Annotated in this window: 24 protein-coding genes and 1 riboswitch; of the genes, 18 read left to right on the top strand and 6 right to left on the bottom strand. The window is 33.8% G+C overall.

All coding sequences use genetic code 11. The annotated features are described in order from the left end of the window. Nucleotides 1-31 precede the first annotated feature (31 nt). The 4 genes from Q0L65_RS10410 to Q0L65_RS10395 all read right to left on the bottom strand — a co-directional run bounded on the left by Q0L65_RS10410 (nucleotide 32) and on the right by Q0L65_RS10395 (nucleotide 3,414). Nucleotides 32-856 carry a thymidylate synthase gene (locus Q0L65_RS10410; RefSeq protein WP_296686071.1) on the bottom strand — a complete coding sequence of 275 codons (825 nt, stop codon included), beginning with the start codon at nucleotides 854-856 and terminating at the stop codon, nucleotides 32-34. 40 nt (nucleotides 857-896) lie between these two features. Continuing rightward, on the bottom strand, nucleotides 897-1,526 hold the full coding sequence (locus Q0L65_RS10405) for a bifunctional nuclease family protein (protein WP_296686070.1): 630 nt from the start codon (nucleotides 1,524-1,526) through the stop codon (nucleotides 897-899). A gap of 105 nt (nucleotides 1,527-1,631) precedes the next feature. Further along, nucleotides 1,632-2,597, bottom strand: coding sequence for an electron transfer flavoprotein subunit alpha/FixB family protein (locus Q0L65_RS10400; protein WP_296686067.1), 966 nt, complete (start codon nucleotides 2,595-2,597; stop codon nucleotides 1,632-1,634). A 70-nt stretch (nucleotides 2,598-2,667) separates the two neighbouring features. Next, nucleotides 2,668-3,414, bottom strand: a complete 747-nt coding sequence (locus Q0L65_RS10395; RefSeq protein ID WP_296686065.1) for an electron transfer flavoprotein subunit beta/FixA family protein — start codon at nucleotides 3,412-3,414, stop codon at nucleotides 2,668-2,670. Between the two features lie 267 nt (nucleotides 3,415-3,681). Here Q0L65_RS10395 and Q0L65_RS10390 point away from each other — a divergent pair, with 267 nt between their 5' ends. The 14 genes from Q0L65_RS10390 to Q0L65_RS10330 all read left to right on the top strand — a co-directional run bounded on the left by Q0L65_RS10390 (nucleotide 3,682) and on the right by Q0L65_RS10330 (nucleotide 15,885). Continuing rightward, the gene (locus tag Q0L65_RS10390) at nucleotides 3,682-4,659 is read left to right on the top strand and encodes a pyruvate dehydrogenase complex E1 component subunit beta (protein WP_296686063.1); all 978 of its coding nucleotides are present in this window, start codon (nucleotides 3,682-3,684) and stop codon (nucleotides 4,657-4,659) included. A 93-nt stretch (nucleotides 4,660-4,752) separates the two neighbouring features. Next, on the top strand, nucleotides 4,753-7,242 hold the full coding sequence (locus Q0L65_RS10385) for a DUF5686 and carboxypeptidase-like regulatory domain-containing protein (RefSeq protein WP_296686061.1): 2,490 nt from the start codon (nucleotides 4,753-4,755) through the stop codon (nucleotides 7,240-7,242). A 373-nt stretch (nucleotides 7,243-7,615) separates the two neighbouring features. Beyond that, complete coding sequence (locus tag Q0L65_RS10380; protein WP_296686060.1) at nucleotides 7,616-7,942, top strand: hypothetical protein; 327 nt, start codon at nucleotides 7,616-7,618, stop codon at nucleotides 7,940-7,942. Nucleotides 7,943-7,971: 29 nt separating this feature from the next. Next, nucleotides 7,972-8,226, top strand: coding sequence for a hypothetical protein (locus tag Q0L65_RS10375; protein WP_296686058.1), 255 nt, complete (start codon nucleotides 7,972-7,974; stop codon nucleotides 8,224-8,226). A 24-nt stretch (nucleotides 8,227-8,250) separates the two neighbouring features. After that, on the top strand, nucleotides 8,251-8,700 hold the full coding sequence (locus Q0L65_RS10370; protein WP_296686057.1) for a hypothetical protein: 450 nt from the start codon (nucleotides 8,251-8,253) through the stop codon (nucleotides 8,698-8,700). Between the two features lie 31 nt (nucleotides 8,701-8,731). Then, on the top strand, nucleotides 8,732-8,899 hold the full coding sequence (locus tag Q0L65_RS10365; protein ID WP_296686055.1) for a DUF2367 domain-containing protein: 168 nt from the start codon (nucleotides 8,732-8,734) through the stop codon (nucleotides 8,897-8,899). Then, nucleotides 8,900-9,229: a hypothetical protein gene (locus Q0L65_RS10360; RefSeq protein WP_296686053.1), complete on the top strand. Its 330-nt coding sequence runs from the start codon at nucleotides 8,900-8,902 to the stop codon at nucleotides 9,227-9,229. Continuing rightward, nucleotides 9,183-9,566, top strand: coding sequence for a DUF2752 domain-containing protein (locus Q0L65_RS14030; RefSeq protein WP_366051646.1), 384 nt, complete (start codon nucleotides 9,183-9,185; stop codon nucleotides 9,564-9,566). Before Q0L65_RS10360 ends, Q0L65_RS14030 begins: the two co-directional genes overlap by 47 nt. A gap of 26 nt (nucleotides 9,567-9,592) precedes the next feature. Then, nucleotides 9,593-9,793 carry a hypothetical protein gene (locus tag Q0L65_RS10355; RefSeq protein WP_296686050.1) on the top strand — a complete coding sequence of 67 codons (201 nt, stop codon included), beginning with the start codon at nucleotides 9,593-9,595 and terminating at the stop codon, nucleotides 9,791-9,793. Continuing rightward, nucleotides 9,793-10,188, top strand: coding sequence for a hypothetical protein (locus Q0L65_RS10350; RefSeq protein ID WP_296686048.1), 396 nt, complete (start codon nucleotides 9,793-9,795; stop codon nucleotides 10,186-10,188). The genes Q0L65_RS10355 and Q0L65_RS10350 overlap by 1 nt, the downstream gene beginning before the upstream one ends. A gap of 212 nt (nucleotides 10,189-10,400) precedes the next feature. Further along, entirely contained in the window at nucleotides 10,401-11,051 is a 651-nt protein-coding gene (locus Q0L65_RS10345; protein ID WP_296686047.1) for a hypothetical protein, read from the top strand. 70 nt (nucleotides 11,052-11,121) lie between these two features. Continuing rightward, the gene (locus tag Q0L65_RS10340) at nucleotides 11,122-12,498 is read left to right on the top strand and encodes a hypothetical protein (protein WP_296686045.1); all 1,377 of its coding nucleotides are present in this window, start codon (nucleotides 11,122-11,124) and stop codon (nucleotides 12,496-12,498) included. 172 nt (nucleotides 12,499-12,670) lie between these two features. Further along, nucleotides 12,671-13,201 carry an inorganic diphosphatase gene (locus tag Q0L65_RS10335; RefSeq protein ID WP_296686043.1) on the top strand — a complete coding sequence of 177 codons (531 nt, stop codon included), beginning with the start codon at nucleotides 12,671-12,673 and terminating at the stop codon, nucleotides 13,199-13,201. A gap of 110 nt (nucleotides 13,202-13,311) precedes the next feature. Beyond that, on the top strand, nucleotides 13,312-15,885 hold the full coding sequence (locus tag Q0L65_RS10330; RefSeq protein ID WP_296686040.1) for a sodium-translocating pyrophosphatase: 2,574 nt from the start codon (nucleotides 13,312-13,314) through the stop codon (nucleotides 15,883-15,885). 75 nt (nucleotides 15,886-15,960) lie between these two features. Here the strand turns inward: Q0L65_RS10330 and Q0L65_RS10325 are convergent, their stop codons facing one another. Next, complete coding sequence (locus tag Q0L65_RS10325) at nucleotides 15,961-16,575, bottom strand: deoxynucleoside kinase (protein WP_296686038.1); 615 nt, start codon at nucleotides 16,573-16,575, stop codon at nucleotides 15,961-15,963. Nucleotides 16,576-16,832: 257 nt separating this feature from the next. Here Q0L65_RS10325 and Q0L65_RS10320 point away from each other — a divergent pair, with 257 nt between their 5' ends. Both Q0L65_RS10320 and Q0L65_RS10315 read left to right on the top strand, forming a co-directional pair. Continuing rightward, the gene (locus Q0L65_RS10320) at nucleotides 16,833-17,717 is read left to right on the top strand and encodes a GLPGLI family protein (RefSeq protein WP_296686035.1); all 885 of its coding nucleotides are present in this window, start codon (nucleotides 16,833-16,835) and stop codon (nucleotides 17,715-17,717) included. Between the two features lie 37 nt (nucleotides 17,718-17,754). Continuing rightward, entirely contained in the window at nucleotides 17,755-20,457 is a 2,703-nt protein-coding gene (locus Q0L65_RS10315; protein ID WP_296686033.1) for a carboxypeptidase regulatory-like domain-containing protein, read from the top strand. A 66-nt stretch (nucleotides 20,458-20,523) separates the two neighbouring features. Here Q0L65_RS10315 and metK read toward each other — a convergent pair whose 3' ends face one another. Continuing rightward, nucleotides 20,524-21,774 carry a methionine adenosyltransferase gene (gene metK / locus Q0L65_RS10310; RefSeq protein WP_296686031.1) on the bottom strand — a complete coding sequence of 417 codons (1,251 nt, stop codon included), beginning with the start codon at nucleotides 21,772-21,774 and terminating at the stop codon, nucleotides 20,524-20,526. 659 nt (nucleotides 21,775-22,433) lie between these two features. Here metK and Q0L65_RS10305 point away from each other — a divergent pair. Together Q0L65_RS10305 and Q0L65_RS10300 are read left to right on the top strand one after the other, a co-directional pair. Further along, nucleotides 22,434-22,637: a hypothetical protein gene (locus tag Q0L65_RS10305; RefSeq protein WP_296686030.1), complete on the top strand. Its 204-nt coding sequence runs from the start codon at nucleotides 22,434-22,436 to the stop codon at nucleotides 22,635-22,637. Between the two features lie 178 nt (nucleotides 22,638-22,815). Then, nucleotides 22,816-22,922: riboswitch (SAM riboswitch) on the top strand. 76 nt (nucleotides 22,923-22,998) lie between these two features. Continuing rightward, the gene (locus Q0L65_RS10300) at nucleotides 22,999-23,961 is read left to right on the top strand and encodes an alpha/beta fold hydrolase (RefSeq protein ID WP_296686027.1); all 963 of its coding nucleotides are present in this window, start codon (nucleotides 22,999-23,001) and stop codon (nucleotides 23,959-23,961) included. Nucleotides 23,962-23,986: the final 25 nt, after the last annotated feature.

The raw sequence follows: 23,986 nt of genomic DNA, 5'->3' as shown, positions 1-23,986 counted from the left end.
AAAAATCCGCTTTAAAGCGGATTTTTTGTTTTTATACTGCAACACTTCCTCTGATAAGAGGGTGAGGGTCATATCCTTCTAAGGTAAAATCATCAAAGTCGAAATCAAAAATATCTTTGATTGCGGGATTTAAAATCATCTTAGGTAATGGTTTGGTTTCGCGAGATAATTGCAACTCCAATTGTTCAAAATGGTTGTTGTAAATGTGTGCGTCTCCAAAAGTGTGAATGAACTCGCCAACGCCTAAATTACAGACTTGAGCGATCATCATAGTCAATAAGGCGTAAGATGCGATATTGAATGGTACTCCCAAGAAAATATCAGCGGAACGTTGGTACAATTGGCACGATAATTTACCGTCAGCAACATAAAACTGAAAGAAAGCATGACAAGGGGGTAATGCTGCTTTGTTGTTAGCCACATTTTCTTCAAATGATTTTGTGGTGTCTGGAAGAACCGAAGGATTCCAAGCAGAAACTAGCATTCTTCGGCTGTTAGGATTCGATTTTAATTCTTTGATTAAGTCTGAAATTTGATCAATTTCTTCGCTATTCCAATTGCGCCATTGGTGTCCATAAACTGGGCCTAAATTGCCATTGGCATCAGCCCATTCATCCCAAATTTTAACACCATTCTCTTGTAGGTATTTAATGTTGGTGTCTCCTTTTAGGAACCAAAGCAATTCATAGATAATCGATTTTAGATGCAGTTTTTTGGTGGTCACCATTGGAAAACCTTCGTTCAAATCAAAACGCATTTGGTAACCAAAAACACTTTTTGTTCCAGTTCCAGTTCGGTCTCCTTTTTGGCAGCCACTTTCCATAACGTGTTGCACTAAATCTAAATATTGTTTCATGTGGGGAGTTATTCGGTTAATTGAATTTTATCGTGGCAAATTAACATTCTCTTTTCGAAATTTCGTCTCTAATTTTGGCAGCTTTTTCGTAATCTTCATTTTCTACAGCCTCTGCTAATAAATCATTTAATTCTTGAATACTATTGGTAGCATAGGTTGTTCCAGATTGATTGCTCTCTACCTCGTGACCAAAGGTTTCTGGATTAGAAAGAATGTCGTCAATATCTTCGGAATCTTTATTGGCATCCGTAGGATTGGTGTTTAAATAAATACCCGCTTTGTCTAAAATATTTTTATAAGTAAAGATAGGTGAGTTGAAACGAAGTGCTAAAGCAATAGCATCTGAAGTACGCGCATCTATAATTTCTTCGATTTTATCTCTTTCGCAAATGATGCTAGAGTAAAATACGCCATCGACTAATTTATGAATAATGACTTGTTTGACAACAATATCAAAGCGGTCGGCAAAATTCTTGAATAAGTCATGAGTCAAAGGGCGTGGCGGTTTGATTTCTTTCTCTAAGGCAATAGCAATAGATTGTGCTTCAAAGGCGCCAATTACAATAGGTAATTTTTTATCGCCGTCTACTTCGTTCAAAATCAAAGCATAAGCCCCATTTTGTGTTTGGCTATACGAAATTCCTTTTATAGATAATTTTACTAAACTCATGTGTTACAAATGAAAATTTTGGGATAACTTAAAAAAACTCCCTAAAAGCAAAGATACAAATATCATTGTTTTTAGGGAGCCCTTTTTTTGAAATTTATATTCCAATTAATGCTGTGCTTTGAATGCTTTTAGTTTTTCAATTAATTGAGGTACAATTTCGAAAGCATCACCTACAACACCATAGTCGGCAACTTTGAAAAAAGGTGCTTCTGGGTCGTTATTAATTACCACTTTTACTTTAGAGGAGTTAATTCCTGCAATATGCTGAATAGCTCCTGAAATTCCGATAGCGATGTATAAATTAGTAGCTACTGGTTTTCCTGTTTGACCAACGTGTTCTCCGTGAGGTCTCCAACCCAAATCAGAAACTGGTTTTGAACAGGCTGTTGCTGCTCCAAGAACGCTAGCTAATTCTTCAATCATTCCCCAATTTTCAGGGCCTTTTAATCCACGCCCACCAGACACTACAATATCGGCATCAGCAATAGAAACTTTTCCAGAACTTTTTTCTACAGCAGTTACTTTTACGTTAAAATCGGCTGCATCCATAGTTGGGTTGAAATCTTCTTCGGTTAATGAAACGTTGTTTTCAATAATTCCGTACGAGTTTTTGGCTAAGCCAAGTACTTTTACATCTGTTGTGATTTCGGTAATAGTAAAGGCTTTGTTGGAAAAAGCAGTTCGTTTCACTTGGAAAGGATTGGTGCTTACTGGAAGTCCTACTACGTTTGAAGCAAATCCTGCATCTAAACCTACTGCTACTAAAGAAGATAAATAAATACTATCTGTTGTAGAAGAAAGAACCACTACTTTGGCACCTTCTTTTTGTGCTGCTTGTTTGATTACATCAGCGTATGCTTTGGCTGTAAATCCAGTTAGGGCATCGTTTTTAACTTTTAATACTTTATCTACTCCGTATTTTGCTAATTCAGAAACATCCCCCGCATTAATTGTGACAGCGGTTACTGTTGTTCCTAAACTTTCGGCTACTTTTTTGGCATAAGAAGCCAATTCAAAAGCTACTTTTTTGAATTTTCCTTCGGCTGATTCTGCGTATATTAATAAAGACATGGTTTTAAGGGTTTAAATTGGTTAAAAAGTTGAAGCGTTTGGTAAATACCGGAACACTACTAACTGATTACTAAATTACTTTTGCTTCGTTGTGCAATAAATTGATTAACTCGTCTAAGTTGTCGGCTGAAACTAGTTGTACTGCTGATTTTGGTGCTGGTTTTTCAAATTGTACCGATTTTGTATTCACGTTAGCTGCAACAGGTTCTAGAATAGTTAATACTTTGGTACGTGCCGTCATGATTCCTCTCATGTTAGGAATGCGAAGGTCTTTTTCTTCTACCAATCCTTTTTGACTGCCAATGATTACTGGAAGAGTAGTGCTTACAATCTCTTTTCCACCATCAATTTCACGACTAGCAGTTGCATTAGTACCATCAATAGTTAAGCCTACACAAGAATTTACAAAATTGTATCCTAAAATACCCGCCATCATTCCTGGTACCATTCCGCCGTTGTAATCCAAAGATTCTTTTCCTGCAATAACGACATCATATCCTCCGGTTTTAATTACTTCGGCCAATTGTTGTGCTACAAAAAATCCATCAGTTGGATTAGCATTGATACGGATGGCTTCGTTAGCTCCAATAGCTAATGCTTTTCGAAGTGTTGGTTCCGTTTCTGGACCGCCAACATTAATAACAGTTACGGTAGCTCCTTGTTGTTCTTGAAACCAAATGGCACGTGTTAAACCAAACTCGTCATTAGGATTGATTACATATTGCACTCCGTTAGTGTCAAATTCAGAATCGCCATTAACGAAGTTGATTTTTGAAGTAGTATCAGGCACATGGCTGATGCAAACTAATATTTTCATAGGGGTATTATTTACTGATTTCTTAAATGCTCCACAAATTTAAAATAATAAATCGGAATATTTACTATGCGTGCATAATATTTTTTAATGAATTTGTGATTTTTTAGCCCGGATAGTAGCGGCATCCTTCCTGTGGCGTCTTCAGCCAGAGGAAGATATAGCGAATAGCCGGAGAAAGCTCCTAATTATTTTAGCAGATTTTATGCTTTTAAGTAATATAAAATATTTATTTTTGCGTTTCGAAAAATACACATACAACATACAACTATGAGAACGATACAATTTAGAGAGGCCATTTGCGAAGCGATGAGTGAAGAAATGCGTCGCGATGAATCCATTTACTTAATGGGTGAAGAGGTTGCTGAATATAATGGTGCTTATAAAGCTTCTAAAGGAATGCTTGCCGAGTTTGGTGAGAAAAGAGTAATTGACACGCCAATTGCAGAGCTTGGGTTTACTGGTATTGCAGTAGGTTCAGCAATGAATGGAAATCGTCCAATTGTAGAATACATGACTTTCAATTTCTGTTTAGTGGGAATTGATCAAATTATAAATAACGCTGCCAAAATGCGTCAAATGACAGGAGGACAATTCAATGTGCCAATTGTTTTTAGAGGGCCAACTGCTTCTGCAGGACAATTGGGAGCTACACACTCACAAGCTTTAGAAAACTGGTTTGCGAATACTCCAGGTCTTAAAGTAGTAGTTCCATCTACTCCTTATGACGCTAAAGGATTATTAAAATCAGCGATTCGTGATGACGATCCAGTTATTTTTATGGAGTCAGAGCAAATGTATGGTGACAAAGGAGAAGTGCCAGATGGAGAATATACTATTCCAATTGGTGTAGCTGATATCAAACGTGAAGGAACTGATGTAACGATTGTTTCTTTTGGGAAAATTATCAAAGAGGCTTTTATTGCTGCTGATGAATTAGCTAAAGAAGGTATTTCTTGTGAAATTATCGATTTGAGAACAGTTCGACCAATGGATCACGATGCGATTTTAACTTCGGTTAAAAAAACCAACCGATTAGTAGTTTTAGAAGAGGCTTGGCCATTTTCAAGTGTGTCTTCAGAGATTGCTTATATTGTTCAAGAACGTGCTTTCGATTATTTGGACGCACCTGTCCAACGTATTACAACTGCTGATACCCCAGCGCCATATTCTCCAGTACTATTGAAAGAATGGTTGCCTAATTCAGAAGACGTAATTAAAGCCGTTAAAAAAGTATTGAATAAATAATTCAAAATGTTAATTGTCAATAGACAATTGATATAATGTTTACCTTTGAGTCTTCATCAGATGTTGTCATTTGATGAAGATTTTTTTTAGCTTATGAAATCAAAATTTCCCAAATTTAGTGTATTTGTTTTTCTGATTGTATCTCAGCTTTTTTGGGCACAAACCAAAGTAAGTGGTATCGTTTTGGATAAATCCAATCAACCCATTCCATTTGCTAATGTTGTTTTTAAAGGCTCTACCACAGGAGTAGTTTCTAATGAAGACGGCCGTTTCTATATTGAATCTCCTCAAAAACAGACTATTTTAATAGTTGCTGCTACAGGATTTTCCGAAAGAGAAATCTACCTAGAAGATGCCGTTGTGTATAATTTCAAGGTAAAGCTGAATGAAATCGAATCGTTAAATGAGGTAGTGGTTTTTACCGGAAAAACTTCAAAAAAGAATAATCCAGCGTTAGACATCCTTAGAAAAATATGGGAACGCAAACGTAAAAACGGCTTGTATCAGTTTGACCAATACCAAATGGAAAAATATGAAAAGGTAGAATTTGATATGAATACCATTGATAGCGCTTTTATGAAGAATAAAGTGTTTAAAGGAATGGAATTTGTTTTCAACCATGTGGACACGTCTAAAGTGACTGGAAAAACCTATTTACCTATATTTATTAACGAATCTTTATCTGATGTGTACGGTGACAATAGTCAAAAAAAGGTGAAAGAAAAACTAAAAGCCAATAAAACGTCTGGTTTTGAAGGCAACCAACAAATTTTATCGTTTTTAAAGGATTTGTACAGTGATTATTCTATTTATAATAATCATCTAACCTTTTTTGACAAGAGTTTTACGAGTCCTTTGTCTAGAACAGGAATTGATGTGTATAATTACGTATTAAGAGACAGCGCTTATATTGATAACAAAAAATGCTACAACATTTTGTTTTATCCAAGACGAAAAAACGAGCTGACATTTAAAGGTGATTTTTGGGTAAATGACACCACATTTGCGATTAAGAAAATCAATATGGCGGTAACTAAAAGCGCTAACATTAATTGGATTAAAGACATCTATATTGAGCAAGAATTTGAAGTGATGAACGATTCTGTTTTCTTGTTGACTCGAGATTATATGATGTCTGACTTTGCCTTAAATAAAAAAGAAGATTCTAAAGGAATTTATGGTAAACGCACAACGCTGTATCGAAATCATCAATTTAATCAAGTAAAACCATTAGCTTTTTATAAAGAAGAAGTCAATTTTATTGACAATGAAGTTTATCAAAAGTCGGACGAGTATTGGCAAGAAAACCGTTTTGAAAAATTAAACAAAGATGAGGCTGGTGTTTATAAAATGCTAGATACGCTTCAAACCGTCAAAAAATTCAAACAGATGTACAATCTGGTTTCTATTTTAGGAAGCGGATATGTTGAGTTTAAGAATTTTGATTACGGACCGATATTTTCTTCCTTTGGTTTCAACGAAGTAGAAGGGGTTCGTTTACGTGTTGGTGGAAGAACCTATTTTGGGCCTAATGATCCTTGGCGAATTCAAGCTTTTACTGCTTATGGATTCAACGATCAACAATTCAAATACGGACTTTCAGGAAAATGGATGGTGGATAAAAAAAACCGAATCATTATCTCGGGAGGCAATAGACGCGATATTGAGCAAATTGGTGCGAGCTTGACTACAACTAATGACGTGATGGGACGAAGTTTTGCTTCTTCAGCTTTATTCACTACAGGGAGTAATGGTAAATTGACCAATATTAATTTGTCGAATCTATCTGTCGAAATTGAACCTGTAAAAAACTTAATTTTTCAATTGGGAATCTCACATCGTACTTTAGCATCAGCATCGCCTACCTTTAGTTTGGACTATTACACAGATGCATCTAGAACTTCTACTCAAAGTGAAGTAAAACAATCGGAAGCGAATATTCAAATTGAGTTCATGCCCAATCGAAAAACAATTGGTTATGGAGTAGAAAGAGATGTGGTTGATAATCCGTACAGTCGCTTTTTTATCAATTACAGCCATGGATTTAAAGGAGTGTTGAACAGCGATTTTAAATACGAAAAATTACAGTTGTATTACAAACAGCCTATTATTATTGGTCCTTTGGGTCGCACTAACATCACAATGGAATTAGGAAAAACCTTTGGCACTATTCCGTTAGGATTAATGAGTGTGATTCCGGGTAACCAAACGTATTTCACTATCGAGAATACCTTTAGTAATTTGAATTTCTATGAATTTATAAGCGACCAATATGCCACTTTGAAATGGGATCATAATTTCAACGGTCGAATTTTTGCGCGTATTCCTTTTATGCGAAAATTAAACTGGCGCGAAATCATAGGGGTAAGGGGAGTGTATGGAACTATCTCTAATGCTAATAGAGCCATTAATGCTTCTGGATTGGCTTATAATGCTCCCGAAAATATGTATTGGGAATACAGTGCGGGTATTGGTAATATATTTAAAGTATTTCGTTTGGATTTTTCATGGAGAGGGAATTACTTGAATGCGCCAGACGCTACCAAGTTTGGCATTAAGGGCGCTTTTGGATTTCATTTTTAGGAAATAATAAGAGATTATTTAACAAAGCTTCCAGCCTTACAAAGGCTGGAAGCTTTGTTTTTTTTAGGAAATAGTTGTTATAAACTCATAAATAGCTACAATTACAGTCTCTAATTACACGAAAATTGATTAAAAACGCTTTAGTTTCCTTTTTACTTCTAAATTGTATAATGTGTTGTATTTCATTTGATTAATTCGATTGGAAAAACACGAAAGTATGGTTTCGTGTATTTGTTTTATACCCTAAAGAGATTTTAAGGAATTTTATAAAAATTGAAATTCAATTATAAATGTCCGAAAGAAAAATTAAAAACTTGGTTAAATTATGAAACAAACAATCAACACATGCATCTTTTTCTTGTCAACAATAATTATGATAAGTTGTGGAGGTCGATCTAAACCAATAGGTGTGTACTATGGCGGTACCGATTTAGCGCCATCAGTTTACTATTATGTCTTCGAAGAAAATGGTAGTATGAGAGTGAGTCAAGGTAAACTTGAAACAGAAAATTGCAGAACAGAAGGATATTGGAGTACTGACGAAAAAGGAAATATTACAATTACAGGTTTAAATAACCCTAATTGTAATTTCATGTCACAACTTAATGGAACATACATGATTTGCGATGACCCACAATGTATACCAAGTGGCAGAGGATACATAAAAGATGATATCCGGATTTGGCCTAATAAAAAGTAATATAGAGTAAATAAACCAAAAAAAAAATCATGAAAAAAATTATTATGTTATCGTTACTCTTGACATTGTCTATTTCTTGTAAGAAAAGTGATAATTCAACAACAAATCAAAATGTTCAATCATCCACTCCATGTGAAGATATGGATAGCTATAATCAAGGAGTATCGGAAGGCAGAAGTCAAAAAGGTATTTTAACCGATTGCGATACTTATTACCCATATGAAGGCTGGGCTAATAATAAAGAATGCTGGTGTAAAGGTTTCAATGAAGGATATAGAAATTAAATTATAAACTTAAAATATATTAGAATGAAAATTAAGAATGCAGCAGGTTTTGTAATATTTACTTGTATTTATAGTATAATAATGCAAATTTATTGGTTTTACGAAAGAACTTTTGGAGAGGGTAAAGAATATTGGGAAGATAAATCCATTCAAAGCATCTTACCGCTTTTAATGATTTTAGGGCCGATTTCACTTATTATATTAGGATTTTCGGTATTAAATAAGAGTAATAATCCAGCAGAAAACGAGGAATTAATTATGTCAGATAGTTTAAATGTAGGATTAAAAATTCTATGTTTTTTAATTCCAATCGTTGGATTGATTCTATATATAGTAGAGAAAGAAAAAAATCCAGGCAAGGCTAATTCAGCAGGGAAATGCGCGCTTTGGGGATTTGCAATTTCGATATTAATAACTTTAATATCAATAATTTACATTTATACAATTTATAAAAATAGTATGAGTCATTATTAAATAAATGTTTAACTAAAATAAAATTAAAATTATGGCAATTATAACATGTCCAGAATGTAAAAAAAACACTCAAAAAGGAGGTTACCAAACATGGCAAATAATAGTAGCAATTTGTTTTTTCCCTTTGGGGCTACTAGCTCTTTTAGCAGATAAAAAACCAACTATCTGCAATAGTTGTGGCAATACATGGCAAACCTAAATGTTTACAGGACTATTTTCTAAAAAGTTTGATTCTTCAATCAAATTTGAAGAAATAGCTAACTCTATTCCGAGTATTGATAGTGCAAAAACTCGGAATGGTTGTTTGGAATATTATGGTAAAGAATCTCTGTACAATAAAAAAATTAAAATATCAAAATGCGATACACCCGATGGACTACAAAAAATAATTATTGAATATAATTTTTCGCCAAATATATTTTCATGGATAACAGGAATATGTTTATTTCCTTTTGGCTTTTTAATTTTTATCATCACTAGTAATGCAAAAAATGACTTTGAAGACGAAATTAGTTCTAGGCTATCTTAGATTATTTTTACCCTCAGTGTTACTAATTTCAATTTATTTATATGTTAAAATTGAAGTAGCTTCATTAGTACCGCATTTCTGTTTATTTGAGAAGTTAATAAATATAAAATGTCCATTTTGTGGATTAACTAAAGCATTTATTTTTATATTAAATGGAGAATATAAATTAGCTTTAATACAGAATATATTATCATTTTTCTTACCAATTTATTTAATTCTATTTCAAGTCAGTAAGTACTTTAAATTTTATAAAAAAATACTCAGAATAGATTTTTATTTTACACTAATAGTTATCATACAATTTATCATTTCAAATTATCAATTCCCGAAAACATAAATAACTTCAGATACAATAATCAAAGTATGAAATCAACTCGTAGACCCTACCGAAAACACAAAGTTAAAATAAACGATAATTATATCACTGTTAAAGACTGGATGAGGAATAATGGAAAATATTTTGACAGCTCTAAAGGAGTTCCAACTTCTAATCAAATTGGAACTGTATTAGTTAAAAATGGATTTAATAGAATTGAAACTGAAACAGAAGTGATTTACAAATAATGAAAGAATTAAATATAAACAATTTAAATGAAGACCCTAATCTACAAGTTAAAGGAGTATATAAGCTATTCCTCTATGAAGACGGAAAACCAATATCAATTTCAAGATTTTTGGATAAAGATCAAACAGGTTTAGTATATATAGGGGCGACAGAAAAAAGAGATTTAGCTTATCGATTAAAGTGTTTTTTAGGTTCCAAAAATCATTTAACAAAGCAAAATAATCATTCAGGAGGTTTTAAAATAGCGAAAAACACAAAACTAATCGAGATTACTACCAAATTAATTTTCAAGTATGAAGTTATTCCCGTATTAAATGACGCAAAAGAAGAGGAAAGAAAACAGTTAAAAAATTATATAGATCATTTTGGAGAAGTACCGCCATTAAACGGATAACTATTTAACCAAACTAATTTGAAAAATAATATACTTATTTCATTAACTCTTTTATTCCTTTCTATAAAGCAATAAAAACCTTCTGAAAAAAGAAAAATCGCATTGTTGTGATGGGAATTACGAGGCAACTTTTGTTATCGATACGGTCCAGAATCTTGGGTCGTATTTGTATAACAAAAATAATTATATAAAACAAAGCAACAATACATCGTATGTACAAAATAGTTTTAATCATTTGCCTGTTTGCATTATTTGGGTGTGAATCAGAACCATCTAAACCCGATGTTTTATTAAATAAAAATGAAGATGTTGCGTTTTGGATTGATACGGATGTTTCTCCTGGTAGTTATATGGATGCTCAGGGTGTTTGGCATGTTGAGTATAGTGGATTACACTATTTTACGATCAAAGGCTCTATTCCCACATTAAACCCTCAATATGTAATTAATAGAGTTCCCTTAATTGAAGTAGCGTTTGATTCAGATTACTTTTACATACCCGGCATTGTGACTTGGCGTTATGCTGTGTATTCCTATAGAGGGGATTTTGCAGATAGATTAATGACAACTCCTATCCCTGTGGGCTATCAAACATATACTTTCCCACAATTAATAAAACAATACAGCATCATGAATTTAGCAGGATATGAAGTAACTAAAAATCCAAATGTAGATGTTAATCATCCCGCATATTCATCGTATTTTGCTACCTATTCTAAATATACTTACAGTCCAAAACAACAAATGGTTTTTTTTCCTGATTTTATCGGAGAAAAAGTTACTATCTTCATTAGGGCTTCCCTAGGAGAGGGAGAAAAAGTGATTTCCAAAGAATTGAAAATCGTATTTGAAGATAAAATCTAAAACAATTTCAAAAAAGAGTTATTTTTTAAAACAATTCTTATATTAGAAAAAAAACAATACTAATTCAAGCATGAATCGATTCGTATTTATTTTCTTATTTGCTTTGACAGCCTGCCAAGCACAATCCATTTATACAAGTGAAGAACACTTACTATTCAAAGAAGCGAAGTCCTCTCAAACAGTTTTGATTTTAAATGATTCTGTTTTATACAAAGGAAACCCGTTACACCAAAAACGACTATTATTCAGATCCGATTTGGATAATTTAAAATCATACATTCCTTTTGCTATAAACAATAAAAACTATTTAATTTATCATGGATGTGGTCCCGTACTCGAATGGCGTAACGATTCTATTGTTCGAATTGATAAATCATTTTTCCACAAAAACCAATACGGAGCAGTATCATTTGTTTACAATAAAAAAGTATTTTTTTGGGGTGGTTATGGACTTTTTACACATAAAAACATTTTAACACAATTCAATTTCAAAACCAAAGAGTGGGATGAAGTCGAAACTTTTGGTACTCCACCAAGCCCAAGAAGGCTAGCACACGGAATAATTATTAATACCAATTTATATATTTTTAGTGGTTACGAAAAAGATGAAGAGCATTTTCTTCAAATCAAAGCTTGCGAACCTGCTATTTGGAAACTCCATCTTCCTACTATGCAATGGTCTTTAGTTGGAAAATATGACTTGTCAAGCAATCTAAATTCTAAAGAAGGTTTTTTAAACCGATTTACAGCCAATGAAAAGTTATACATAATTCCTTTGATGGAACACACCCTTGTTTATGAAATCGATTTTAAGAACAATACATTGACTACTTTCAGAGGTATTACTAAAAATGTAAAGCAATCTTACTTTGACACCAAAACAAAAGAAGTAGTATACATTAACCAAAATGCTGATGGATTAAAAAGTGTATTGCGCACTCCATTACAGGAATTTCTTGGTAGACCTATCCACCAACAAGTGTTTCTATTGCCTTGGTATCAAAATATGGAGGCATCTACTCTTTTAATAACTATATTAGGCATTTTAGGTGTGTTAAGTTTAGGCTTCTATTTCAGTAAAAGAAAACCTAATATCAAACCTTTCAATGGCATCACATTTAAAACAGACGAAGCCAATTATTATTACAAGGGAAAACTATTGGATACATTCGAGGAAGCCGAGTTACGCATCCTAGACTATTTGGTTCAAAACAGGCAGCGTTTTATTCCGCTCAATGAATTGAATCATTTGTATGAGAATGAAATCCAATTAGATAACTTCACCACCGTGGTAAAACGAAGAGAAGTTGCTTTAGCTAGTCTTATGGCTAAACTCCTTTTTATAACCAAGAATACAGAAAAAAATATTTTGGTCTATAAAAGAAGTCTAAACGACAAGCGAATGAAAGAAATCAAATTAAAAGATAGTTTTATTAAAGTCAAATAATTTAACAAAGCTTCCAGTTTTCAAAAGGCTGGAAGCTTTACAATTTTAAGGGATGTTGAGTAGAATGCAACAATTTTAATTTAATCAAGAGATATCTTCGGTTTTTTCTTGTAAAAACGTATTGTTTCCTTACTTTTGCACCAAAATTCAAAAGAAAAATACAACAAATACAATGACTGCAGACAAATTAAAAACTTTCGACGTCTTAATCGAAATACCAAGAGGAAGTAGAAACAAATACGAATACGATTTTAAAATTAGAAGAATGCGTTTTGACAGAATGTTATTCTCTTCTATGATGTACCCAGCTGATTACGGTTTCATTCCTGAAACGTTGGCTTTAGATGGTGACCCATTAGATGTTTTGGTATTGATTAATGAGCCTACTTTCCCTGGTTGTGTAATGGAAGTAAAACCAATTGGTGTTTTCCACATGGCAGATGATAAAGGACCAGACGAAAAAGTTATTTGCGTTCCTGTTTCAGATCCAATTTGGAATTCATTAAATGACTTAAGTGATGTAAATCCGCACTTAATCAAAGAAATTGAGCATTTCTTCCAAGTGTACAAAGATTTAGAAAACAAACAAGTTGATGTAGAAGGTTGGGGAGACGTGAACGAAGCATTTGCTATCATTAAAGAATGTACGGAGCGTTTTGAAGCAATTGAAAACAAACCTAAAAACTTATTTAGTATCAAATAATTTTTTAAGTTAATTAATATAAAAAAAGCAATATTCTGTAAAGAGTATTGCTTTTTTGTTTAAATTCGTTCAATATCAATATAATATTAACTAATACCAAAATTATTTTTATGAATGCATTTATGATTTATTTGCCAATAATTATGGCAGTTATTGGACTTTTGTTCATGGCAATGAAAAGAGCCTGGGTACTAAAACAAGACGCTGGAGATGGTAAGATGAAAGAGATTTCAGATTATATTTACGAAGGCGCATTGGCTTTTCTTAAGGCCGAATATAAGTTATTGACAATATTTGTTCTATTGGCAAGTGTTGTACTAGCTGGAATCACTTTTATTCCAGGCGTAAAAACCGATTTATTAATTGTAATTGCATTTATTTTTGGCGCTATCTTTTCTGCTTTGGCAGGAAATATGGGAATGAAAATAGCAACCAAAACTAATGTTAGAACGACTCAGGCAGCTCGTACCAGTTTGCCTCAAGCTCTAAAAGTTTCTTTTGGAGGCGGAACGGTTATGGGGTTAGGAGTTGCTGGTTTAGCTGTTTTAGGTTTAACAGGATTCTTTATTTTCTTTTTCAACTATTTCATGAAAGGAGCATGGACTTCAACAGAAGATATGACAGTAGTTTTGGAAACTCTTGCAGGTTTTTCTCTTGGGGCTGAATCGATTGCCTTATTTGCTCGTGTAGGTGGTGGTATTTATACCAAAGCTGCGGATGTTGGTGCCGATTTAGTAGGTAAGGTAGAAGCAGGTATTCCAGAAGATGATCCGCGTAATCCAGCGACTATTGCGGATAACGTAGGTGATAACGTAGGTGATGTTGCAGGGATGGGTGCCGATTTGTTTGGTTCATATGTGGCAACTGTTTTGGCTGCTATGGTTCTTGGAAACTATGTGATTAAGGACATGGGTGGTAAAATCGAAGATGCTTTTGGCGGAATCGGACCAATTTTATTACCAATGGCGATTGCTGGTTTTGGAATTTTATTCTCAATCATCGGAACCATGTTAGTGAAAATTTCAAGTGATGATGCCAAAGAAGCACAAGTACAAAAAGCTTTGAACATTGGAAACTGGGTTTCTATTGGGTTGACTTTAGTAGCGTGTTACTTTTTAGTTGAATATATGTTGCCAACAACAATGAAAATGGAATTCTACGGAGAAGGATTAAAACCCATTTCATCGATGCGTGTTTTCTATGCTACCATTGTAGGTTTGATTGTGGGAGGTGCGATTTCGTCAGTAACCGAATATTATACAGGATTAGGAACAAAACCCGTTTTGGCGATTGTTCAAAAATCATCAACAGGTGCTGGAACTAACGTAATTGCAGGTTTAGCAACGGGAATGATTTCGACTTTCCCAACGGTGATTTTATTTGCAGCGGCAATCTGGTCTTCGTATGCTTTTGCAGGATTCTATGGGGTAGCTTTAGCAGCTTCGGCTATGATGGCGACTACAGCTATGCAGTTGGCAATTGATGCTTTCGGACCTATTTCGGACAACGCAGGAGGTATTGCAGAAATGAGTGAATTGCCAAAAGAAGTACGTACGCGTACCGATATTTTGGATTCTGTTGGTAACACCACTGCAGCAACTGGAAAAGGATTTGCGATTGCATCGGCAGCATTGACTTCGTTAGCTTTGTTTGCTGCATATGTTACGTTTACAGGAATTGACGGTATTAATATTTTTAAAGCACCAGTTTTAGCAATGTTATTCGTTGGTGGTATGATTCCAGTAGTATTCTCTGCATTAGCAATGAATTCTGTTGGAAAAGCTGCTATGGATATGGTGTATGAAGTACGTCGTCAGTTCAAAGAAATCCCAGGAATTATGGAAGGAACGGGCAAACCAGAATACGGCAAATGTGTTGAGATTTCTACCAAAGCCGCATTACGCGAAATGATATTGCCAGGAATCTTAACGATTGGTTTCCCAATTGCGATTGTGCTTTTAGGTAAATTAGTCTATGCGGATAACAACCAATTGATCGCTGAAATGTTAGGGGGTTATATGGCTGGTGTTACGGTTTCGGGTGTGCTTTGGGCTGTGTTCCAAAACAATGCTGGTGGAGCTTGGGATAACGCTAAAAAATCATTTGAAGCAGGTGTAGAAATCAACGGTGAAATGACGTATAAAGGTTCAGATGCACACAAAGCGGCTGTAACCGGAGATACAGTTGGAGATCCGTTTAAAGATACTTCTGGCCCATCAATGAACATTTTAATTAAATTGACTTGTTTGATTGGATTGGTAATTGCGCCAATTTTAGGAGAAGGAAGTACAGGAAATACGCCTAAAGAAATGACTTGTACTGTCGAAATGAAATCGTGTGAGTCAAGTGAAATGATGGGGAATTGTGATATGAGCAAATGCGCTACTATGACTAAAGACGAATGTGCCGCTATGTGCGACAGTCTGAAATGTACTCCAGAGCAAAAAGAAATGTGTTTGTCTCATTATGATGCCAACGGAAAATTCATGGCTAAAGAAGCCAAAGAAGAAAAAGCCTGTTGCGCTAAAAAAGGAGAAGCTAAAAAACAAGTCAATGTTCAGATGAGCAATGAAAATGGTAAAGCTAAAGCAACGGTAACTATTTCTGAAAACGGGAAAGAAACAGTTCAGGTTTTTGAAGGAACTGAGGCTGAAGTGAAAGCTAAAGTAGCTGCAATTAAGTAGTGCTCATTTTTAATACAAACAAAAATGCCTCAAGAAATTGAGGCATTTTTTTATGAATATAATTTTGTTTTGGAACTAAAATAAACCGTTGATTTCGGCATCTATACGACGAATAATATCTCCTAAATCTTCTTGACTATCGACAAAATTAATATTGTCTACGTCAATAATTAATAATTTTCCTCTGTCATACGTATGAATCCAAGCTTCATAACGTTCGTTCAAACGGCTAAGGTAGTCTATGGAAATCGAGTTTTCGTAGTCGCGACCACGTTTGTGAATTTGCCCTACTAAATTAGGAATAGAACTACGTAAGTAAATCAATAAGTCAGGCGCTTTCACCAAAGATTCCATCAATTCAAAAAGAGAAGAATAATTTTGAAAATCGCGATTGGTCATCAAACCCATAGCGTGTAAGTTGGGCGCAAAGATGTGTGCATCCTCGTAAATCGTTCGGTCTTGAATAATTTTTTTACCGCTTTCGCGAATTTGCATCACTTGACGAAAACGACTGTTTAAGAAATAAATTTGCAAGTTAAATGACCAACGCTCCATTTGGTGATAGAAATCATCCAAATACGGATTGTCAACCACATCTTCAAAATGCGGTTCCCATTTGAAATGTTTGGCCAATAAATTGGTTAATGTTGTTTTTCCTGAGCCTATGTTTCCTGCTACTGCTATATGCATTACGGTAGTATGATTTTATAATTGATAAATTCTAAAAGGGTAAAAATAGATAAAAATTAATGTTTCACATACATTTTTCGGAATGATTTATTCACAATCGAAAAGCAATGTATTTATGTTTCTATTTTTGTTTTCTTCCCATTTGATATTAAACCATTTGATTTTCAAGCTGTCTAAAAATCGTATTTAACATTTTTTTGGTAATAAATTAAATACCTTTCGACATATTTGCTATCTAAACCTAAAATTGACACAGAATGAAAAAAACAATTGTACTATTATTTTTCGGATTAATTTATACGAATTCTCACGCTCAAAAAGATTTTCAAGGAATGGCTGTGTATGAGTCAAAAACAAAAACTCCAGATTTAAAAATTCGTATGGAAGGAAATCCTGATGCGCAAAAAATTGTGGAGGAACGAATGAAAAAAATGTTTGAGAAAACATTTATTTTAAATTTTGACAAATCAGCTTCTATCTATAAGGAAGAAGAAAAGTTAGATGCTACGCCGCAAGGTGGAGGCGGAATGAGAATGATGAGTTCGATGACTGGAGGCGGTGGTACTTTTTATAAAAATGTAAAAGACAAAGCCTATGTAGTGGATAAGGAATTCATGGGGAAAGAATTTTTAGTTAAAGATTCTTTGGCTAATTTAAATTGGAAGATGGAAGCCGAAACTAGAGTAATTGGGGGGTATACCTGCTACAAAGCTACAGCGGTAAAAGCAGCAAGTAAAACTGATTTTAGAAATTTCCGTCCAAAAAGAGAAGAAGAAACTAAAAAAGAAACAGACAAACCTGCAGAAGAAAAGAAAACGAATTTCATGGATGCGGTTGAAATGCCAAAGGAAATTACAATTACCGCTTGGTACACACCAGAAATCCCAGTCAATCAAGGTCCTGAAGGATACTGGGGATTGCCAGGATTAATTTTGGAAGTAAACGATGGTAAAACTATTATTTTGTGTTCTAAAGTAGTTTTAAATCCAAAGGATAAAGTAGAAATTAAAGCAGTTACAAAAGGAAAAGTAGTAACTCAAAAAGAATACGACGAAACGGTAATTAAGAAAATGGAAGAGTTCAGAGAAATGAACCAAGGTCGTGGTGGTCGTGGCGGAATGGAAATACGAATTGGTCACTAAAAAAATCTTCTTTTTTAAATTAACACAATATTGTCTGATGAAAAAAATACTACTATTTATTACTTTGTTATTAGTTTCTAGTTCTTATGCTCAAAATATTCGTTTAGAGGGGGTGGTTCTGGACACAGGAAAAGTGCCTTTGGAAATGGCTAATGTAATGGCGGTCAATCAAACCACTAAAGCTATGGATGCTTATGCAATAACAAGTGATAAAGGAAAGTTTGTGTTGAATTTGAAAGCCAATACTTCTTATGTTATAAAGTTGAGTTATATTGGAATGCAGAATAAGGAAATCACTGTTGCTACCAAGTCTGAAAATATGGTTCAAAACATTACAATGGAATCTGGCGGAATAGAATTAGCTGGTGTTGAAATTGTTCGCGAAATGCCTGTTTCTATTAAAGGAGATACTATTGTTTATAATGCAGATTCTTTCAAATCAGGAACGGAACGTAAGTTAGAAGATGTACTTAAAAAATTACCAGGAGTTGAAATCAATTCGGATGGTGAAGTAGAAGTGGAAGGAAAAAAAGTCTCTAAATTGATGGTCGACGGAAAGGATTTCTTTAAAGGAGATAGTAAGTTAGGGGTTAAAAATATTCCTGCGGATGCTATAGATAAAGTACAGTTTCTTAGAAATTACAATGAAAATTCAATCTTGAAAGGAGTTGAAAACAATCAAGATAACGTGGCTATGAATATCAAATTGAAATCAGGGAAAAAGAATTTCTGGTTTGGAGATATTTCTGCAGCTGGAGGCTTAAATGATACCAATCGCTACTTGGTGAATCCTAAATTGTTTTATTACAATCCAGATTACAGTATTAACTTGATTACTAATTTTAATAATATTGGAGAATTGCCGTTAACGGTTCAAGATTATTTTAAATTCACAGGTGGATTTAAGAATATGATGTCCAAAGGAGGAAGTAGCTTTAATGTTAGCTCTAATGATTTGGGGATTTCTTTAATGCGAAATAATAGAGCTAAAGAAATTGAGACTCAATTTGGAGCTGCCAATTTCACGTATAATGTTACTAAATCATGGACTTTAAGCGGTTTTGGAATTGTTTTGAATTCTAATTCTGATTTGGAAACCAAATCAAGTGTTAATATTTTGAATCCTAGCTCTAATCAGATTGCTTCGACTGAGAATAGAGATGAAGTTACCAATCAGAAAAGTAATCTAGGGTTGTTCAAACTGGGTTCTATTTATAAGCCAAATTCAAAATTTCAATTGGATTATGATATCTTGTCAAAATTGTCTAAACAAGACGAAAATAGTGATTTGTTTCGACAATCAATTGTGAATTCTGTATCAACTACTGAGACAATTTTTACAGGTAAAAAACAAGATCCAACCTCTTTGAATCAAAATCTAAGTGCTTATTTTACACAAAGCGATAAGAATGTTTTTGCTATCGAAATGCAACATTTGTATCAAGATGAAAATCCATTTTATAATGCAAATTTGCAATCGCAGCCGTTTAGTTTAATAGGATATTTAACGGGACAAAATAGAAATGATTTATCACAAAATCGTTTTGTAAAGACTAATAAATTAGATGCGAAATTGGATTATTATTATATGATTACTCCAAAAAGCAACATTAATATTACTATAGGAAATACTAATTCTAATCAAAATTTCAACTCTAGTATTTACCAAATTCTTAATGGCGGAGGCATCAATAATTTATCAGATACTCAAAATGCAAATACTGTAAATTATAAGTTCAACGATGCTTTTTTAGGATTGCATTATAAATTTTTATCGGGCAAATTTACAATCACACCTGGGCTTAGTTTTCACGCATACGATATGACTAACACACAATTAGGGACTAGTTTTAATCAAAATTTCTTTAGAATATTACCTGATTTCTTAACGATTTGTCAAATTAAGAAAGCCGAAACTTTAACCTATAATTTCGGGTTTACGAATAGCTTTACCGATATTAATAGATTGGCAGAGGGATTTATCTTTAATAACTATAATAGTTTGTCTAAAGGTAGTCGTACTTTGGAGAATGCTACACAGCAAACTCATTCGTTGCGTTATTTCAAATACAACATGTTCAATTTAGAGAATATTTCGGCTAATTTGAGTTATTCCAAAACCGTGGATGCTATTAAAACACAATCAGTCTTTAATGGAGTAAATCAGTCTTCTTCTCCTTACAATTCTGATTTTGCTGATGAATCGGCTAGTGCTTTTGCTATGTATGGGCGTTCTTTTTTAAAGAATTATAAAGCTTCTTTTAATATGAGATTGGGATGGTCAAAATTCAATAATATTCAAAATGCAACCTTAACCGTTAGAGAGAGTTTTACACAAACACATACTATAACAGCTGCAACTAACTATAAAAATTTGCCAAACCTAGAGCTAGGATACTCTTTGACAGTAAACGATTATAATAACACGAAATTTTATACAGACAAACCATTTGTGAAATTGGATTATTACTTTTTGAAAAGCTTCTCATTCGTTTCAGAATATGAGTTTTATCATTACTACAACGGAGATAAAACAGTCAATAATGAATATGATTTTCTTTCGGCAAGTTTGATTTATCAAAAAACAAAAGAAAGTAAGTTAGAGTATAAAATATCAGCCACTAATTTATTGAATACTACTTCTTTAAATGATGATAGTTTTTCGCAGTTTTCTACGCGAACTTCACAGTATACTGTTCAGCCTAGATATATAATATTCAGCTTAAAGTACAATTTATAACTTCAATAAAACACATAAAAAAACCACGCAATTTGCGTGGTTTTTTTATGAATTGAAAGGGTTGAATTACAATTTGAAAGCTGTTTTTACAGCGTCTACAAAATCTAATTTCTCCCAAGTAAATAAATCTACAGTAACCGTTTTGGTTAATCCGCCAGGAGCAGAGAAGGTTTTAGTAACCGTTTCAGGTGTACGTCCCATATGTCCGTAAGCTGCCGTTTCACTATAGATAGGATTTCTTAATTTCAAACGTTGTTCAATAAAGTACGGACGCATATCAAAAATACCTTCCACTATTTTACTAATTTCTCCGTCAGTCAAATTTACTTTTGAAGTTCCGTAGGTATTCACGTTGATTGATGTTGGTTTTGCCACACCAATAGCATACGATACTTGTACCAAAACTTCGTCACACAATCCTGCTGCTACTAAGTTTTTAGCAATATGACGGGTTGCATAAGCCGCAGAACGGTCTACTTTTGACGGGTCTTTTCCAGAGAATGCACCACCACCGTGAGCACCTTTACCGCCATACGTATCAACAATGATTTTTCTTCCTGTCAAACCAGTGTCTCCGTGAGGTCCTCCAATAACGAATTTTCCTGTTGGGTTGATGTGATAGGTAATGTTGTCATTGAATAAATGCGCATATTGTGGGTATTTCGCTTTAATACGCGGAATCAAAATACTAACCAAGTCTGATTTGATTTTAGCCAACATCGCAGCCTCTTCATCAAAATCATCGTGTTGCGTAGAGATTACAATCGCATCAATACGAACTGGTTTGTTATCATCTGAATATTCAAGAGTTACTTGAGATTTAGCATCAGGACGCAAGTATTTGATTTCGTTGTTTTCTCTTCTCAAGTTAGCCAACTCGATCAAAATTGCATGAGATAAATCCAAAGCCAAAGGCATGTAGTTTTCAGTCTCATTGGTAGCATAACCAAACATCATTCCTTGGTCACCCGCTCCTTGCTCTTCTTTACTCGCTCTATCTACTCCTTGATTAATATCAGCTGATTGTTCGTGAATAGCCGAAAGAATTCCACAAGAATTAGCTTCAAACATGTACTCACTTTTAGTGTAACCAATTTTCTTGATTACATCACGCGCGATTTGCTGTACATCTAAGTAGGTATTTGACTTTACTTCTCCAGCCAAGATCACCTGACCTGTAGTAACCAATGTTTCACAGGCTACTTTTGAATCGGCATCAAATGCCAAAAAATTATCAATTAATGCATCGGAGATTTGATCAGCCACTTTGTCTGGATGTCCTTCACTCACAGATTCTGACGTAAATAAATAAGCCATAATAATTTAATTTGTTTTTAAATTAAGCGAGGAAAAAATGGTATTGCTACGAAATGCTAAAGGGAAGTTCCTGCTTTAGCATTTTTTAACGAGGTTGCAATCAGTTCAAATTTTTCCTCTGAAATTAGAGTGCAAAGTTATAAAACCATTTTGAATTCCAAATTAAACTTTCCTTTTTTTTGTTCCCAAAAGGTGTTTTGGTTTCGTTTTCTTCAAAAAACAGGTCTTTTAGACTCTTTTTATTGAATTATTTCTTTCTCAAATTTGGATTTGTAAATAATTATTCGCAATTTTGGTATTCAAATAAAGAAAAATGAATAATAAGGTGTGCAAAATGATACAATCGGTTCAGGAAAAATCCTGTGGGTTGACTATTGCATAAATTAATTATAAACTAATATAGCAAAGCCTCCCGCAGAAAATCGGGAGGCTTTTTTTATACCTAAAAATCAAATAAACAAAATGAAAAATTTAAAACAACAACAAAAACAATTCAAGATGGTTGCACAAGTGTGTTCTACTGTCGTGATGTCTATTCGAGTCTGTTGATGCCAAAAGTTTTGTTTTAACCATTTAAAACCCCTTTTGGAATCTGTTTCAAAAGGGGTTTTTTGTTAGCCTTAAAAAAAATAATAAACAATCATTTAATACATACTATCATGAAAAAAGAAGCCATTTACCCACCGATTAGCCGATTCAGAAGATTAATTCGAACGAAAACAGCAAACAATAAATTGTCTACTAACGAATTAATTCATCCAAGATTCGTTTTGACAGAAACGGATTTGTTGACTAAAAGTAAAACCGTTAACTCCTTGTTATTTTTAATGTATTCTCAAGAAAATGAATCACTTTTTATTTAAAAAAGAAAGTATGCTTTGATTGGCTCTTTTGAATGAAAAAATGAAAATGATTGTTCGTTCAAAAGAGTAAATCAAAAGTTGTGTAATGGTATTTTGTCCAATTATGCAGGAGTGAAATTTGTTTCTTTAAGAAATAAGACGTTAATTTGCAGCTCAAAGTTCAAATAAACGTATTGAAATGTTATAAAGAAAGGTAGAGGGATTAGACCCGATGAAACCTTAGCAACCCTTCGGTAAATCGAAGAAGGTGCTGCATTCTACCACAGAAATGTGGAAAGATAACACGAGATTTTTCTAGTTTCCTTCTAGATTTTCTTTCTAATATTTCCAACACAAATCAAAAATCACAACCGATTTGACATTGGAAAATAAAATCAACCAAATACAAATACAAAATTTCATCACTGAAAGTGGTGCGCGTTATCCTATAATCAATTTAAGTTACCAAGTTTTTGGGCCTAATTTGAATACATCACCCATTGTTTTAGTCAATCATGCCTTGACGGGAAATTCTCAAGTAATTGGAGAACAAGGTTGGTGGAATGATTTAATTGGCGAAAGCAAAACAATAGATACGCTCAAATATACTGTTTTGGCATTCAATGTACCTGGCAATGGATACGATGGTTTTGGTATCGAAAATTACCAAGATTTCAACGCTAGAGATATTGCTCAACTATTTAACCAAGGAATTAAAGCCTTACAAATAACACAGTTGTTTGCTATTATTGGTGGCTCTGTTGGTGGCGGAATTGCTTGGGAAATGGCGGCTTTGGAACCTAAAATTACCCAACATTTAATTCCAATTGCAACTGATTGGAAATCTACTGATTGGTTGATTGCGAATTGTTTTTTGCAGGAGCAAATTTTAGCCAATTCGTCAAAACCTATTGAAGATGCCCGTATTCACGCCATGTTGTGCTATAGAACGCCTGCCTCTTTTTCGGCGAAATTTCAACGCACTATTAATGAAGAATTGGACGTTTTCAATATCGAAAGTTGGTTAGCCCATCACGGTACTAAGTTGCAAAAGCGTTTTCAGCTTTCGGCTTATAAAATGATGAACCAATTGTTAAAGACGATTGATATTACTAGAGGTAGAGCTTCTTTCGCAGCAATAGCTTCAAAAATAGAAGCAGACATTCATATTATAGGCATTGATTCTGATTTGTTTTTTACGGCAAATGAGAACCGAGCTACGTATGAAGAATTAAAAAAATACAAAGAAAATGTATCGTATCAAGAAATTGTTTCCATTCACGGTCACGATGCTTTTTTGATAGAATACAAACAGTTACATAATTTGTTGGCTACCATTTTTTAATGGTGACACTTATAAAACAGATACT

The organism is Flavobacterium sp. (assembly GCF_024642105.1).
Classification (GTDB): Bacteria; Bacteroidota; Bacteroidia; order Flavobacteriales; family Flavobacteriaceae; genus Flavobacterium.
The sequence above is the reverse complement of the archived record's forward strand: the minus strand, read 5'-3'. Positions and strand labels throughout refer to the sequence as shown.

What these genes read in the sequence shown, in the direction of transcription:
- Q0L65_RS10350 (WP_296686048.1), top strand. Translation starts at nt 9,793, where the DNA reads ATGAAAGAATTAAATATAAACAATTTAAATGAAGACCCTAATCTACAA.
- Q0L65_RS10375 (WP_296686058.1), top strand. Translation starts at nt 7,972, where the DNA reads ATGAAAAAAATTATTATGTTATCGTTACTCTTGACATTGTCTATTTCT.
- Q0L65_RS10390 (WP_296686063.1), top strand. Translation starts at nt 3,682, where the DNA reads ATGAGAACGATACAATTTAGAGAGGCCATTTGCGAAGCGATGAGTGAA.
- Q0L65_RS10335 (WP_296686043.1), top strand. Translation starts at nt 12,671, where the DNA reads ATGACTGCAGACAAATTAAAAACTTTCGACGTCTTAATCGAAATACCA.
- Q0L65_RS14030 (WP_366051646.1), top strand. Translation starts at nt 9,183, where the DNA reads ATGCAAAAAATGACTTTGAAGACGAAATTAGTTCTAGGCTATCTTAGA.
- Q0L65_RS10320 (WP_296686035.1), top strand. Translation starts at nt 16,833, where the DNA reads ATGAAAAAAACAATTGTACTATTATTTTTCGGATTAATTTATACGAAT.
- Q0L65_RS10330 (WP_296686040.1), top strand. Translation starts at nt 13,312, where the DNA reads ATGAATGCATTTATGATTTATTTGCCAATAATTATGGCAGTTATTGGA.
- Q0L65_RS10360 (WP_296686053.1), top strand. Translation starts at nt 8,900, where the DNA reads ATGTTTACAGGACTATTTTCTAAAAAGTTTGATTCTTCAATCAAATTT.
- Q0L65_RS10305 (WP_296686030.1), top strand. Translation starts at nt 22,434, where the DNA reads ATGAAAAAAGAAGCCATTTACCCACCGATTAGCCGATTCAGAAGATTA.
- Q0L65_RS10355 (WP_296686050.1), top strand. Translation starts at nt 9,593, where the DNA reads ATGAAATCAACTCGTAGACCCTACCGAAAACACAAAGTTAAAATAAAC.
- Q0L65_RS10395 (WP_296686065.1), bottom strand. Translation starts at nt 3,414, where the DNA reads ATGAAAATATTAGTTTGCATCAGCCATGTGCCTGATACTACTTCAAAA.
- Q0L65_RS10315 (WP_296686033.1), top strand. Translation starts at nt 17,755, where the DNA reads ATGAAAAAAATACTACTATTTATTACTTTGTTATTAGTTTCTAGTTCT.
- metK (WP_296686031.1), bottom strand. Translation starts at nt 21,774, where the DNA reads ATGGCTTATTTATTTACGTCAGAATCTGTGAGTGAAGGACATCCAGAC.
- Q0L65_RS10405 (WP_296686070.1), bottom strand. Translation starts at nt 1,526, where the DNA reads ATGAGTTTAGTAAAATTATCTATAAAAGGAATTTCGTATAGCCAAACA.
- Q0L65_RS10340 (WP_296686045.1), top strand. Translation starts at nt 11,122, where the DNA reads ATGAATCGATTCGTATTTATTTTCTTATTTGCTTTGACAGCCTGCCAA.
- Q0L65_RS10410 (WP_296686071.1), bottom strand. Translation starts at nt 856, where the DNA reads ATGAAACAATATTTAGATTTAGTGCAACACGTTATGGAAAGTGGCTGC.
- Q0L65_RS10380 (WP_296686060.1), top strand. Translation starts at nt 7,616, where the DNA reads ATGATAAGTTGTGGAGGTCGATCTAAACCAATAGGTGTGTACTATGGC.
- Q0L65_RS10385 (WP_296686061.1), top strand. Translation starts at nt 4,753, where the DNA reads ATGAAATCAAAATTTCCCAAATTTAGTGTATTTGTTTTTCTGATTGTA.
- Q0L65_RS10400 (WP_296686067.1), bottom strand. Translation starts at nt 2,597, where the DNA reads ATGTCTTTATTAATATACGCAGAATCAGCCGAAGGAAAATTCAAAAAA.
- Q0L65_RS10325 (WP_296686038.1), bottom strand. Translation starts at nt 16,575, where the DNA reads ATGCATATAGCAGTAGCAGGAAACATAGGCTCAGGAAAAACAACATTA.
- Q0L65_RS10365 (WP_296686055.1), top strand. Translation starts at nt 8,732, where the DNA reads ATGGCAATTATAACATGTCCAGAATGTAAAAAAAACACTCAAAAAGGA.
- Q0L65_RS10345 (WP_296686047.1), top strand. Translation starts at nt 10,401, where the DNA reads ATGTACAAAATAGTTTTAATCATTTGCCTGTTTGCATTATTTGGGTGT.
- Q0L65_RS10370 (WP_296686057.1), top strand. Translation starts at nt 8,251, where the DNA reads ATGAAAATTAAGAATGCAGCAGGTTTTGTAATATTTACTTGTATTTAT.